The organism is Kitasatospora aureofaciens (assembly GCF_001188955.3).
GTDB lineage: Bacteria > Actinomycetota > Actinomycetes > Streptomycetales > Streptomycetaceae > Kitasatospora > Kitasatospora aureofaciens.
Genome location: NZ_JPRF03000042.1, coordinates 45,783 through 59,383, shown reverse-complemented (window position 1 = coordinate 59,383; position 13,601 = coordinate 45,783). Strand labels below are relative to the sequence as shown.

Annotated in this window: 11 protein-coding genes and 1 pseudogene; 6 read left to right on the top strand and 6 right to left on the bottom strand. The window is 74.3% G+C overall.

Features of this window, described 5'->3' with window-relative positions; translation table 11 throughout:
• From HS99_RS26235 to HS99_RS26225, 3 genes and pseudogenes are all read right to left on the bottom strand, one after another.
• Window positions 1-1,224 (bottom strand): annotated as a pseudogene (locus HS99_RS26235) (hypothetical protein); the annotation flags it as partial.
• A 42-nt stretch (window positions 1,225-1,266) separates the two neighbouring features.
• Entirely contained in the window at window positions 1,267-2,142 is an 876-nt protein-coding gene (locus HS99_RS26230; RefSeq protein ID WP_030288648.1) for a hypothetical protein, read from the bottom strand.
• 64 nt (window positions 2,143-2,206) lie between these two features.
• Window positions 2,207-3,751, bottom strand: coding sequence for a hypothetical protein (locus HS99_RS26225; protein ID WP_370863301.1), 1,545 nt, complete (start codon window positions 3,749-3,751; stop codon window positions 2,207-2,209).
• 185 nt (window positions 3,752-3,936) lie between these two features.
• On the opposite strand from HS99_RS26225, the gene HS99_RS26220 reads away from it, so the two are divergent.
• The 3 genes from HS99_RS26220 to HS99_RS26210 all read left to right on the top strand — a co-directional run bounded on the left by HS99_RS26220 (window position 3,937) and on the right by HS99_RS26210 (window position 6,638).
• A complete protein-coding gene (locus HS99_RS26220) occupies window positions 3,937-4,971 on the top strand; it encodes an IPT/TIG domain-containing protein (protein WP_050366420.1) in 1,035 nt (344 codons plus the stop codon).
• A gap of 223 nt (window positions 4,972-5,194) precedes the next feature.
• Complete coding sequence (locus tag HS99_RS26215) at window positions 5,195-5,719, top strand: hypothetical protein (RefSeq protein WP_030554140.1); 525 nt, start codon at window positions 5,195-5,197, stop codon at window positions 5,717-5,719.
• 142 nt (window positions 5,720-5,861) lie between these two features.
• Complete coding sequence (locus tag HS99_RS26210; RefSeq protein ID WP_030288640.1) at window positions 5,862-6,638, top strand: LamB/YcsF family protein; 777 nt, start codon at window positions 5,862-5,864, stop codon at window positions 6,636-6,638.
• 125 nt (window positions 6,639-6,763) lie between these two features.
• Here the strand turns inward: HS99_RS26210 and HS99_RS26205 are convergent, their stop codons facing one another.
• Window positions 6,764-7,531, bottom strand: a complete 768-nt coding sequence (locus HS99_RS26205; RefSeq protein ID WP_030288638.1) for an alpha/beta fold hydrolase — start codon at window positions 7,529-7,531, stop codon at window positions 6,764-6,766.
• A gap of 112 nt (window positions 7,532-7,643) precedes the next feature.
• Between HS99_RS26205 and HS99_RS26200 the strand changes: the two genes are divergently transcribed.
• Together HS99_RS26200 and HS99_RS26195 are read left to right on the top strand one after the other, a co-directional pair.
• Entirely contained in the window at window positions 7,644-8,168 is a 525-nt protein-coding gene (locus tag HS99_RS26200) for a PadR family transcriptional regulator (RefSeq protein ID WP_030288635.1), read from the top strand.
• 87 nt (window positions 8,169-8,255) lie between these two features.
• Window positions 8,256-8,972, top strand: a complete 717-nt coding sequence (locus HS99_RS26195; protein WP_030288632.1) for a class I SAM-dependent methyltransferase — start codon at window positions 8,256-8,258, stop codon at window positions 8,970-8,972.
• A 310-nt stretch (window positions 8,973-9,282) separates the two neighbouring features.
• Here HS99_RS26195 and HS99_RS26190 read toward each other — a convergent pair whose 3' ends face one another.
• On the bottom strand, window positions 9,283-10,782 hold the full coding sequence (locus tag HS99_RS26190) for a HEAT repeat domain-containing protein (RefSeq protein ID WP_030288629.1): 1,500 nt from the start codon (window positions 10,780-10,782) through the stop codon (window positions 9,283-9,285).
• Between the two features lie 284 nt (window positions 10,783-11,066).
• On the opposite strand from HS99_RS26190, the gene HS99_RS26185 reads away from it, so the two are divergent.
• Window positions 11,067-11,597 carry a PAS domain-containing protein gene (locus HS99_RS26185; protein WP_046385792.1) on the top strand — a complete coding sequence of 177 codons (531 nt, stop codon included), beginning with the start codon at window positions 11,067-11,069 and terminating at the stop codon, window positions 11,595-11,597.
• A gap of 78 nt (window positions 11,598-11,675) precedes the next feature.
• Here HS99_RS26185 and HS99_RS26180 read toward each other — a convergent pair whose 3' ends face one another.
• The gene (locus tag HS99_RS26180) at window positions 11,676-13,157 is read right to left on the bottom strand and encodes a DNA-binding protein NsdB (RefSeq protein WP_030288626.1); all 1,482 of its coding nucleotides are present in this window, start codon (window positions 13,155-13,157) and stop codon (window positions 11,676-11,678) included.
• Window positions 13,158-13,601 lie beyond the last annotated feature (444 nt).

The following is a 13,601-nucleotide window of genomic DNA, read 5'->3' as shown; positions in this document are numbered from 1 at the left end:
GAGCACGGCCTCGGCGGCCTGCCAGGCGGAGTGCAGGGTGCGGGCGTCGATGAGTTCGCGGCGCAGCGCGGCGGCCTCGGCGGTGGCGGCGGCGAGGCTCAGGGTGGCGTGCCGGTGGGTGAGTTCGTCGGCGATGAGGCTGTGCCGGGTGCGGTCGGACTCGGCGGCGCTGACGGCGCTCGCGGCGGCGGCGACCTCGATGGCGAGGTCCTGGGCGCGGTCGCGTTCGGCGGCGGCGCGGGAGGTGAGGGCGTGGGCGAGGCGGCGGGCGCGGCGCTCGGCGGTGCGGTGGGCCTCGCGGACGCTCTCGCGGGCGGCGGTGGCGTCGACGATGCGTTCCAGCAGGTCGAGCGAGCCGGCGGTGAAGTCGCGTTCGGCGGTGAGTTCGGCGCGCAGGCCGAGCTTGGCGGCGAAGCCGTGCACCAGGTCGGCCAGGCCGTCGGTGTCCCGGGTGTCGGTGACGGCGCGCAGCAGCAGGTCGGTGAAGTCCTTGTCCTGCTTGACCGCGAAGAGGCCGGCCGCCTCGCCCTCGTCGGCGTTCATCTCGCGCTGGTAGCGGAAGAGTTCGGGGTCGAGGCCCAGTTCGCCGAGGTGTTCGGTCCAGCGGTCGTGGCCGTCCTCGAAGACCAGGTCGAGGTGGGGGTGGGCCTTGCCGGCCTCGGTGAGGGCGTCGCGGAAGCCCTTCATGGTGCGGCGGCGGCCTCGGGCCTTCTGGTCGCCGGCCAGGCTGACGCGTTCGGCGACCGGCAGGGAGTCGAGGGTGAGGCCGGGGCCGGGGCGGAAGGAGTACCAGGTCTCGGCGAACTTGCGCGGGTCGGAGGAGACCTGGCGGCCGCGCCACTCGCTGACCTTGCCGACCACGATCAGCTCGCCGGTGACGGTGTGCTGCCACTCCAGGGCGACGTGGCCGCAGTCGTCGGCGAGCAGGAACTTGCGCAGCACGCCGGAGCTGGCGCCGCCGAGGGTGTTGCGGTGGCCGGGGAGCATCACCGAGAAGATCAGCTTGAGCAGGACGGACTTGCCGCCGCCGTTCTCCAGGAAGAGCACGCCGGCCGGGGCGGGGCGGCGGACCGGGCCGTCGGTGTCCTCGCCGAACAGGCCGATCTGCTGCGGGGCCGGGTCGGCGACGGGCTCGCCGACGCCGCGCAGGTCGAGCACCGTGTCGGCGTAGCGGGCGCCGGCCGGTCCGATCGAGTAGAGGCGGACCCGGTTGAGCTCGTACATGTGCGGCGGTTCTCCGTGCGTCTTATGGGGTTGTCAGAGCGGTCAGAGCGAGTGGAACGGCAGGCCGGCGTCGGCGACCAGCTCGTCACCGGTGTCCGGCGGCAGCAGGCTGGCGGTGCCGTCGGAGACCGGGACGATGCCGAGGTCGAGCAGTTCGGCCATCGCGGCGCTGCCGGCCAGGTCGCGGACCTGGAGCTGGTAGCGGGCGGTGGTGCGGTAGGTGCCGCCGGAGTCGTCGGAGACCTTCTGCAGGAAGCCGGAGTCGACCAGGAACATGACGGCCTTGGCGACTATGCCGATGGTGGAGCCGGAGAGCCGGCGGGCGTCCTTGGTGGCGCCGGTGGCGGTGCGTCGGGCCCAGACCCGCCAGGCGGCCTCCAGGCCGGGGGCGTCGGAGGCCGGGTCGGTGTTGGCGCCGTCGGCGTCGGCCTGCTCCTCCAGGCGGCGGCAGGCCTGGCGGACGAAGGAGTCGACGCCGTTGACGGTGATCCGGCCGAGGTAGCCGTCGTCGGCGAGGTCCTCGGGGCGGGGGAAGGCCAACGCGGCGACGGCCAGGTGGGCCAGGCCGTGCAGGAAGCGGTCGGTGGACTCGGAGGCGGCGCGGCGCGAGTAGTCGCCCATCCGGACGGCGAACAGCGAGTCCTCGGCGGCGGCGACGGCCATCCCGGCCCGCGGCGAGACCTCCAGGACGACCAGGCCCATGCCGGTGGCGATGGCGTCGGCGAGGCGGGCGAACGGCGGGTCCTCGCGGTGGCGGCGGACGAGTTCGGCGTACTCGGCGTCGCGGGCGGGGAGCAGCTTGGCCTGGAGGCCGAAGGAGACCAGCCGGGCGGCGTCGGCGACGTCGGCCGGGGTGATCGGCGCGGGGGCCGCGGGTTCGGTCTCGGCCGCCCAGGACGTGTCGTGGTTGGTCGTCACGGGCGGTGCTCCTCGGGGGTGGCGCGGTGGTTACGGTTCGTCAATGTGCTGTTCCGGCGTCGGGTCAGCCGGCGTCCTTGCGGTCGGCGGCCATGCCGACCGCGTCGAGCAGGGCGCTGCCGACGATCAGGTCGGCGCCGCCGAACTCCCGGTCGCGCAGCGGGGTGCCGTCGTCCACGGCGAACAGCAGGCGCTCCTCGCCCTGGCGGTAGGCGGTGCCGACCGGCGGGCTGGCCGCGTGCACGGCCAGCAGGGCGACCAGGTACGGGAGTTCCGGGTCCCGCTTGCGGGCGTCGGCGAGCAGGCCGGAGAGCCGGCGGGGGGCGTCCGGGGGCAGGTCGAGCAGCTCCAGGGCGGATTCGAGCTGGGCCTCGGAGAAGCGGCTGTCGTCCGGGGTGGCGACGAGGTCCGGGTCGGGCAGTTCGGCGCCGAGGTGCTCGCGCTCGACGGGCGGGGTGAGCAGCAGGTCGACCAGGTCGGCGACCCGGACCGAGACGGGCGTGCGCAGGCCGGCGCCGCGGGCGAAGAAGGCGCCGGTGGGGCGGACGGCCTGCTCCACCGGCAGCCGCAGCACGGGGGCGAGCAGCTGCCCGTACAGGTCGATGCCGCTGCGGGCGCCGGGGGTGGCGAAGGCCTGCCGGTCCTGCTCGGCGCGGAACAGCGGGCCGGCCTCCAGCAGGCGGGTCTGCAGCTGGGTGTGACGGCGGATGCAGTCCTTGACGATGTCGACCAGCTCGGCGGCTCGGCGCTTGTGCTCGGGGTCCTCGGCCTCGTCGCGGGCCTTGCGGATGTTGGTGAGAATCGCGTTCTCGTGCCGGTAGCGGTCGGCGATGTGGTCCAGCGCCTCGTCGATGAGGTCCGGGACCGCCTTCATCCAGTCGACCGCGCGGACGTTGCGGCGGGTGGCGTCGAGGGCGCGGCGCAGCGTCTCGGCGTACTGGACGGTGCGGTACCGGGCCTGTTCGGCGGCCAGTTGGGCATCGGCCAGGCGGCCGCGGCGGATCAGCACCTCCAGCTTGACCTCGGCGGCGATCTGGGCCGAGGTGACGTCGGTGTCGAGCGCGCCGACCAGGACGTTGACCGCCTCGTCGGTGGTGCGCAGGTAGACGCCGCCGTCGGGGCCGGGGACCTCCTCGATCAGCTTGAAGTCGTAGTCGCGGCGGACGTACTCGCCGTCCGGCCCGAAGGTGCCGTAGACCGCGCGGAAGCCGCGGTCCACGCTGCCGACGTTGATCAGCGACTCCAGCACCCAGCGGGCGACCCGCTCGTGCTCGAGGGCGTGCCGGTGCGGGGCCTGGGCGGCGACCCTGGGCAGCATCCGGGCGAGCACCGTCTCGCGGTCGGCCCCGGTGTCGAAGTCCATGTTCAGGGTGACCAGGTCGATCGCGGCGAGGCCGACCTCGGCCATCGCGTAGCCGCCGTACTCGCCGGCCAGGTTGACCTTGCGGTTGTCCAGGTCGTGCAGCGGGGCGGTGCAGGCCAGCGCCTTGAGCCGGCGGGCGAGGCCCTCGTCGGCGGCGGGGCCGGGCGCGGGCCGCGGTGCGGGCACGGCGGCGCCGGCGGCCGGCCGGCGGCCGGTCTCGGTGGGCGGGTCAGCGATGGCGGTCACGGTGGACAAGATTAGAGGTTCGCACCGACATCGACCGAAACGGACCTTGCGGGTGGAGCGAGCCGCAGGCCGGGGGGCGTGTCCGGTGCGGATTCGGAACGCGGTTTCGACGGGATTCCGCCATTCCCGAACCGGTATTCGACAAAACCGTGAGGGCCGCGGGACGGTTCGGTGATGATCGACGCATGATCACCCGACTGGCCGCAGCGTCCCTCGGCGCCGCCCTGTCCATGACCCTCCTCACCACCGGCGCCGCGGTGGCCGCGCCGGCCGGCACGCCGTCGACCTCCGCCCAGCACGTGACCGTGTCGCAGAGCGGGAACTACCCCGGCGGCTTCTTCACCTCCGGCAACATGGCCGCGAGCTGGGTCTCCTCCGGCACCTCGGACCTCACCGGCCCGACCCACTTCACCGTCGACCTGCCGCCCGGCGTCACCACCGACGGCGCGATGTTCTACTCCACGCCGTACGACTACACCTTCACCGAGACCCTCTCCCCCGACGGCCGCCACCTGGAGGCCGTGCTCACCGGCACCCGGGTCGTCGGGAAGAGCGAGTTCATGAAGCTGAGCCTGCGCACCACTCCCGGGGTGCCGGTCGCGGGCGTGATCACGGTGACGGCCGCCAACCCGAACGACACCGACCCGACCGGGCACGTCTCCCGCTACGACCTCGGCAGCGGCAGCCAACTGCCCGCGACCGTCCAGGCCGCCCCGGCCGTCACCGGCCTGGGCACCACCACCGGCCCGGGCGCGGGCGGCACCCCGGTGACCGTCAGCGGCAGCAACCTGGCCCACGGCATGGTGCTGGTCGGCGGCGTCCCGGCGGCGGGCACCTGCACCGACACCGCCTGCACGGTGACCACGCCGGGCGGCTCGGGCAGCGCCCCGGTCAGCGTGGTGACCCCGGGCGGCACGGCCACCGCGCCGGCCGGCTTCGACTACACCGGCGCCGCACCGCCGGCGCCGCCCGCGCCGGTGGTCAGCAGCCTGACCACCACCAGCGGGCCGGTGACCGGCGGGACCGGCGTGTACGTCCAGGGCGCCAACCTGACGTACGGCTCGATCGCCTTCGGCGGGGTTCCGGCCGCGCACGTCTCCTGCGGGCCGTCCTTCTGTTCGGCCACCGCTCCGGCGGGTGCCGCGCCCGGCCTGGTTGACGTGACGGTCACCACGGCGGGCGGCACCAGCGCGCCGGTGACGTACACGTACACGGCGTAACACCTGCGCCCTCGGTGCCCGGGTGCCGCTCCGGCGCCCGGGCACCGGTGCGTCCGGGGGCGGTGCGTCCGCCATGGCACCGGTGGCGTCCGGGGTCGCCCAGGGGTGCGTTGAACATGTTCAAAAGCTGGGTCTAGAGTCGGTTCCGCGCAGGTGGGACAAGGCTCCGCCTGCACCTCGGCGTGCCCCCGCCAGGAGGCCGCTCGACATGGAGGTGTGCGAGATGGACGGCGACCCTGCGGTCATCCTGCGGCGGGTCCGGCGGTGGCTCCGGTTCTTCCTGGTCTGCCTGGTGCTGAGCGGCCTGACCGCCTTCCCCCTGGAGACCGAGACCGGCTGGCTGGTCGACTTCGCCTCCGGCCCGGCGGCGCCGCTGGCCGACCACTTCCCGGCCGCGCTCGCCTGGTTCGAACGGGTGCACACCGGCATCGTCGAGACCAACGACCGCTTCCCGTTCCTGGCGTACGGCACCGACTGGCTGGCCTTCGCCCACCTGGTGATCGGCGCCGCCTTCTGGGGGCCGCTCAAGGATCCGGTCCGCAACATCTGGGTGATCCGCTGGGCGGTGCTCGCCTGCGGCGCGGTGATCCCGCTGGCACTGGTCTGCGGACCGCTGCGGGGAATCCCGCTGGCATGGCGATTCATCGACATGTCGTTCGGTGTCTTCGGCGTCATCCCTCTGCTGATCGTGCTGCGGGCGCTGCGTCCGCTGGAACGTTCCTTCCAGCAACGCACGGCCACGCACTGAGTCGAGGGCCCTCGGCGCCGCCCCGGGGCGCGTGCACAATGGCCGCGCGCCGGAGGGCGCTGCGGGCGTCCGGGTCACGGTCACCGGGCTCCATCCCCAGGCCCTACCATCTGGCTCAACAGCTGCTGGGAGGCGGACGGGCGTGGCCGATGCGGTGATCGATCTCAATGCGGACCTCGGCGAGGGGTTCGGACGCTGGAGCCTGACCGACGACGAGGCGCTGCTGTCCGTCGTGACCAGCGCCAACGTCGCCTGCGGCTACCACGCCGGGGACCCGTCGACGATGCGCCGGGTCTGCGCGCTCGCGGCCGAACGCGGCGTCCGGATCGGCGCCCAGGTCTCCTACCACGACCTGGCCGGCTTCGGGCGCCGCGCGATGGACGTCCCGCCGGAGGAACTGGCCGACGAGATCGCCTACCAGATCGGCGCCCTCCAGGTCTTCGCCCGCGCCGCCGGCTCCCGGGTGTCCTACGTCAAACCGCACGGCGCCCTCTACAACCGGGTGGTCGGCGACTCCGAGCAGGCCGAGGCCGTGGTGGCCGGGGTGCTCCGCGCCGGAGCGGTCTGCGACGGGCCGCTGCCCGTCCTCGGACTGCCCGGCTCCCGGCTGCTCACGGTCGCCGAGGGGGTCGGGCTGCCGGTCGTCACCGAAGCCTTCGCCGACCGCGCCTACACCTGGGCCGGCACCCTCGTCCCGCGCCGCGAACCCGATGCGGTGGTGCACGACCCCGAATCGGTGATCACCCGCGCGGTCGGCATCGCCCGGGACAGCACGGTGGAGGCCGTCGGCGGCGAGCCCATCGCCGTCGAGGCCCGCTCGCTGTGCGTCCACGGCGACACCCCGGGCGCCGCCCAGCTCGCCTGGCGGATCCGCGGCGCCCTCGCCTCGGCGGGGGTCCGGGTCGAGGCGTTCACCTGACGGCGGACGGGCGGAGCCGGGGGCACCGATGCGGGGTACCCGGCGAGCCTCCGTGGCGGTCCCGTTCAGCCTAGGGCGGCGTTCGGCCCAGTACGGCGTCCGGCCCAGTACGGGCCGGTGCGGGTTCAGCCGACGCCCAGCGCCTTCGCGGCCGCGGCCGCGAAGGCGTCCGGGTTGTCGAGCATGATGTTGTGGCCGCAGTCCGGCACCTCCACCACCCGCACCCCCGCAGCGCGCAGTTCGTCGGCGCCCGCCGGCTCCTCGGCCTCCGGGTGGAGGAAGGTGCGCGGGAGGTCGAGCCCGAGCAGCAGCTCGCGCATGGTCGGTTCGCTCCCCCGCGCGAGGTGCACGGCGCTGCGGTACAGGCCCTCGGGCCCGGCCAGTCGCATGGTGGACCACCAGAACGCTCCGACCCGGTCGGCGACTTCCGCCCGTCCGCCGGCCAGGAACTCCGCCTCGGTGTAGCTCGCGATCCCGCTGCTGCCGATCCGCCGGCGGCCGGACTCGATCGGGTCCAGGTTGGCGTCCACCAGGAGCAGTCGCGACACCAGCCCGGGGTGCCGGTGCGCCAGGACGATCGCGATCGCTCCGCCCATGCTGTGGCCGACCACCTCGACCTGGCGCAGCCCGGCGGCCGCGACCGCCGCCGCGACCGCGTCGGCGTGCGCCTCCAGGGTGTAGGAGAAGTCGGTGGGCCGGTCACTGATCCCGAAGCCGAGCAGGTCCAGCAGCAGTGAGCGGCGCCCGGTGAGCAGCGGGTGGGCGACGGCCGCCGCGAAGTAGACCGGCGAGCTGGCGCCGAGCCCGTGCAGGTAGAGCCGCGCGGGCCCGGCGCCGGGCAGCTCGACCCAGCGGATCCGGTCGCCGTTCGCGGTGACGGGGGCTTCGCGCATGCGCACACACTCCTGTGTCGGTCGGTAGCTGCGGAGACCATACATCGAAGCCGAGGTATCGCGTAAGCGATATACCTGCGCTCCGAGACACGGATCTGAGAGAGTGGGCCCCATGCTGAAGCTCGCCATCCTCGGGTTCCTGTACGACCGGCCGCTGCACGGCTACGAGCTGCGCCGCCACCTCGCCGCGCTCACCGGCCACGTCCGCCCGATCAGCGACGGCTCGCTCTACCCGGCGATCAAGCGCCTGGAGGCCGACGGCCTGCTGGTCCGCGAGACCGAGCCCGGCAGCGCCGCCGCGCCCCGGCACACCCTGCACCTGACCGGGGCCGGCCGCACCGCGCTGCTCGACCGGCTGCGCGCACCCGAGCCGCTCGACATCAGCGACGGGAACCGCTGGACCGCCCTGGTCTCCTTCCTGCGCCACCTCGACGACCCGGCCGCCCAGGCCGCCGTGCTGCGCCGCCGGATCGCCTTTCTGTCCGAACCGGCCAGCTTCTTCTACGAGGGCGACCGCCCGCGCGCCGCAGAGGAGTTCACCGACCCGTTCCGGCGCGGCCTGCTGCTGACCGCCCGGGCCACCACCGAGGCCGAACTCTCCTGGCTGCGCGCCGCCGTCGACGAACTGTCGAGCTGACAGGCCGACAAGGCGAATCGCCCGCGTTGACCGAAAGCCGCCGAACCGCCCTTCCCTCCCCGTCCCACCCGTGTTCCGATGGCACCCATGGGCAACGACACGCATCTGCGCAACAAGCGACGCGAAGGCTACGACGGCACGGGCGCCGGCGCGATCACCCCGGACGGCTGCGCGGTCGAGGTGTGGACCCGCCTCCCGGTGGGCGACGCCCCGGACGTGATCGAGGCCGCGGTGCCGCCCGGCGCCCGGATCCTCGAACTGGGCTGCGGCGTCGGCCGGATGACCCACCCGCTGGTCGAACGCGGCTTCGCCGTCACGGCCGTGGACGAGTCCGCCGAGATGCTGGCCCGGGTGCGCGAGGGCGTCCGCACGGTGCGCAGCCCGATCGAGCGGCTGGACCTCGGCGAGCGGTTCGACGTCGTCGTGCTGGCCTCCTTCCTGGTGCACGCCGGCGATCCGGCCGTCCGCCAGGGCCTGTTGGAGACCTGCCGCCGCCACGTCGCCGAGGACGGCTGCGTGCTGGTGCAGCGCGAGGGCGAGGACTGGCACCGCAACGTGCCGCGGGAGAGCCGGATCGCCGGAACGGACGGGGTGGCCCGGATCGTCTCGGCGACACCGGTCGGTTCCGGGGTGAACTCCGTCCACGCCGAGTACGTCTTCCCGGACGGCACCTGGACGCAGACCTTCCTGTCCCGTCCGCTCAGCACGGAGGCCTTCGAGCAGGCCCTGGCGGACGCCGGCCTGCGGGTCGAGACGTACCTGACGGAGGACCGCACCTGGGTCCGGGCACGGCCCGCGGGCTAGTCCGAACCCGGCCAGGTGCGCAAAGTCCGGTCAAGGGGTGAACGAAGAATTGTCACTTTCACCCCGCGCCATCGGCCGCTCCGGGCCCGTGCGCGGCCCGGGCCGCGCGGGTCACGGTCGTCCGCATGCCGCTCCGGCCCGCGAGGACCCACCGTGCCGCAACCAGCGCCCCGCCCGCCCGATCCCACCGGCGCAAGTAGAACGGCGTTCCACGACGGCGCCCGAAAAACCAGTGGCCGGGACACCCTCGTGGTGTCCCGGCCACTGAACGTTGAGCCTCGGCCCGAAGCGGAGCCGCCAGGGCAGGCCCTCAGCGCCCGAACTCCCGGGCGGCGGTCAACCGGCCGCGTACGGCGGCGTGGACCTCGGCCTCCTCGGCCGGGTCGGCGGCGAGCCTTCGCAGCCGCTCCAGCACACGCGCGTCGCCCGTGGTGGCGACGTGGCGCGCGGCGAGCTCGCGCGTGGACTCCTCGCAGTCCCAGAGGCACTCGACGGCGGGCCCCTCGGGGAAGTGCACATCGGTCACGGCGAGCGCCCGGGCGGCGCGACCGCGCAGTTCGGAGGAGGCGGCCTCCCCGTAGATGTGGCGCAGGACCGGGACGGCGTCGGCGGCGGCCAGCCGCCCCGCACCGTCGACCAGCGATCCCAGGCCGGTACCGCTGACCCCGCGCACGGAGATCCAGCGGCGCAGTCCGGCGACCACCAGCGGCGCGTCGGCCGGTTCCCCGGCATCGGCGAGCAGGCGGACGGCCGTCTCCCCGAGCGCGCTGTCGGCTCCCCCGCTGGCCGGGTCGGCCCAGCGGCGGGCCTGGGCCAGCACCTCGGGACCGCGCATCCGCCCCAACAGCTCCAGAGCTGCCCGGACGATCCGGTCGTCCACGTCAGCTGCGGCGGCCTCGATCAGTTCGAGGGCGGCCGGATCGCGCTGGTCGACCAGGTAGCGCAGGGCGGCCCGCCGGGCGCCGGGCAGGCCGTCCCTGGCGGCCTCCAGCAGGACGGGACGGTCCTCGGGCCGGACGACGGCGGTCAGACAGCGGGCGGCCGCGGCGGCGCGGCGGTCCACGGCATCGGGGCCGGACGGGTCCTCGTCGACGCGCACCGGCTCGGGACGGCCCAGGAAGGCGTCGGCGCCGAGGTTGCCCAGGTGCCCCTGGTCGGCCCAGGCCAGGACGTCCGCGGTGGACCAGCCCGGGGTGACCCCGCTGCGGTTGATCTGGCGCTGCCAGAGGTCGAAGGGTGACTGCTCGCTGGCCGCGGCCACTCTGGGGTGGTAGGCCGCCCAGAGCCGCCAGGGCCTGGGCTCGTAGGCGTTGCGGATGAACTCGCGCAGCTCGGCGTCGCCCTCGGGGCCCGGCGGGAAGCGGTCCAGCACGGCGGTGCCGAGCAGCAGCAGGCCCCGGTCGTCGTCGCGCAGGGCGAGTTCGTCCAGGGCCCAGGCCCAGTTGGCGCCGGTGGCGGCGTACTCGCGCAGCATCAGCAGCGCGTCGCGCCGGCCGTACGCGGCGAGGTGGCCCAGGACGGAGAGGGCGAGGCCGGTGCGGCTCTCGTCGTCGCTGACGAGGTCCTCGGCGGAGTGGAGGTGGTCCTCGATCCCGTCGAGGGAGGCCTCCAGCTCCATGTAGAGGCGGGCGTAGTAGAGGGAGCGGCTCTCGACCTGCCAGTCGGCCCGCGGATCCCTGGTGACGCACTCCTCCAGCGCGGCGATGGCCTCGGCACGGTCGGCGGCCAGCGCGTGGAGCTGCCCGTCACCACGGCCTCGCTGAAGGAGGCCTAGGAGGCTGGCACTAGGTGCTATCACTGGCTCGAACATGAGGTCAGCATCCGTTGCGGCGGTCGTAGTGGCAACGGGATTTCCGTCGCCGGGGGTCTCTGGTCGGTACTGCGGTGGGCGCCCGGGCGCCGGAATCACCGAAGGTTACCGCCTCGGACCCCCTTCCGCACACAGGGCGACGAGGGCCGCTGCCACAGTGGCATATGCCAGGGGAATTTTGCCTGCGTTCTGTCCAAATCGCCCACACCGGCGTGGACGCTGTGCGACAGTCTTCTCACCACCCGACGACCCGCACGGGAGCCGCACCCAGCGATGGATCCGTCATGAACATGCCCTTTTGTGCCGCCCGCCCACCGGACACCGCCACGGTGGACGGCGCCCCGGCGGGCGATCCGGACGGCAAAGCCGAGGACGACTCCGACGGCAGGTCGGACAGCGGAACGGAGGGCGGAGTGGACGGCACGACGCAGGGGCCCTCCGGCCCCTCCCTCGACAGCGACGGCCACCCCGGCCCCCGCGACCGCAAGCCGGTCATCGGCTCGGCGGAGTGGGACCTGCTGACCGACGGCGTCCGCTGGAACGCGGAGACCTACCTCCTCCTCGGCTGCGATCCGGGCCACGGCCCGCTCAGCCTCGACCGGCTGCCCGACCGCCTCCCCGAGGCGGACCGGCCGCTGCTGCGCCGGATGATGACCGACGCCCTGGTGCACGGCCGTCCGGCCGCCGGCACCCTGCGGATCCGCCGCCCCGGCGGACGGCACCACAGCGTCGAGTGCGCGGGCGAACCCGTGCTCGGCGCGGACGGCACCGTCACCGCGCTGCGCATGCTGCTCCGGCCGGCCCCGGCCGCCTGAGCCGACGACCGATCCCGGCCCACACCCCGGCCCGAAGCCCCGCTCGGTGCCCGACCGGCATCCCGCCGGCCGCCCGTCTCACGACGGCCGCGGCCGGTTCTTGGCATCCGCCGCCCGCAGCTCCCGGCCGAGCTCCGCCCGCAGCTCGTCCACCACCGGCAGCCCCCGGTACCGCGCGGTCAGCCGGTACATCTCGCGCAGCCGGTCCCAGGTCCGGTGCGAGGAGTTCTGGCCGATCAGGTTCATCACCATCTTGGCCTGGAACGCCGCCGCGTCCGGCTCCCCGGTGATCCACTGCACCGAGGCCAGGGTGATCCGGTCGAACAGCGCCGAGCGCAGCTGCCCGGTGCCCTCCCGCAGGGCGATCACCCGCTCCGCGTGCCGCCGGGCCCGGGGGGCGGCCGCCTCGTCGTGCTCGGCCAGGGTGCGCAGCACCAGCCCCTGCATGCCGCGCAGTTCGGCCTCGTCGAAGACCTGCATCCAGGACGGCGCCGGCTCCGGCGACTCCTCGGCGAACAGGTCCTCCGCCTCGCCGAGCAGCCGGTAGGTGTCCTGGGAGTGCCCGATCGATGCGTGCGCCCAGGCCTCGACGGTGTTGAACATCGCACGGGTCCTGGGCAGCAGCAGACCGCCGCCCGCCTTGGCCGCCGACATCAGGTCGATCGCGTCGTCGGCCCGGCCCAGGTGGACCATCTGCCGGGCGGCCCGGGAGATCGCCTCACCGGCCCGCGGCCGGTCGCCGGCCTCCTTGGCCGCCTCGGCCGCGATCATGAAGTACCGCTGGGCGGTGGGCTCCAGACCCACGTCGTGCGACATCCAGCCCGCCAGCACCGCCAGATTGGCCGCGACCAGCCACAACCGCTGCTCCACCGCCGGTGCGTGGCGGTGGGTCAACAGGCCGCCGACCTCGTTCAGTTGACCGACCACCGCCTTGCGCTGGAGCCCGCCGCCCCGAGCGGCGTCCCAGGCCCGGAACACCTGCACCGAGCGCTCCAGCGACTCCACCTCGTCGAGCCCGACCGGGCCAGCGTCGTACACGTCCACCACCGGGCGCGGGCCGCCCCCGGTTACCACCTGGCGGGGCCCGGGCACGGAGGCCGCGTAGGCCACCGCGTCCCCGCCCAGCCAGCCCTTCAGCGAGTCGGCGATGACCGCCCCGGTCGTGAGCGCGGCTCCGGCGCCCACCAATCCACGTCGGTTCAGCATGAGGTCCATTCCCGTGAACTCGGTGAGGACCGCGGCTGTTCGATCCGGCGACCACGGCGCTGCTGCGGAGGGCTCCGCTCCGGACCTGGTGGGCCGGTGTCGTTCCAGACCGAGGTCCTCAGTGGTGACGACACGGCCGAGCCGCTCCGTGAACACGGCTGCCAGCACCCTCGGCACCGGATCGCGCGGGATCTCCCCCTGCTCGATCCACCGTCGTACCCTCGACGTGTCGGTGGACAGCTGCTGCTGCCCCAGCGCGGCACCCCGACGGTTGACCAGCCGTGCCAACTCGCCCTTGGACCATCCGGTCAGGACGAACAGATCGGCGAGTCGGGTGTTGGGTTCCCTGCTCAATGAAGCCCCCAGGTTCCTCGGCACCTCGAGGCTAGAGGCTCCGGCAAGTGCCAGGCGAGCATTCGCCACCGTTCGCCAGGGCCCGCCAGACTACTAAGCCAGTGCCTGACGGGTGTGTTGTAGGGGTGCGCCACCTCGGCCCTCGGGTCGGGCGGCGTCCCACCAGGGCCGGGGCAGTCCCCCGACCGTGGCACGGGGCGCTCCCGGTCCTCACCCGAGGGGGTGGCGCGGCCGGGTGGCGCGGGGGCGCCGGGCACGGCCACGGCAGTCCGGCCGACCGCATTCCCCAGGGTGCGGACGGCCGGAGCACTGCCGAACAGGGGTTCCCGACCCCGCGTCCGTGCCCGGCGCCCGCGCTCCACCCACCGACCGCAGCAGGGCCGCCGCCGTGCCAGGAAGCACCCGGCGACGGCCCTCCCCGCCCCGCGGGGCACACCCGCCGAC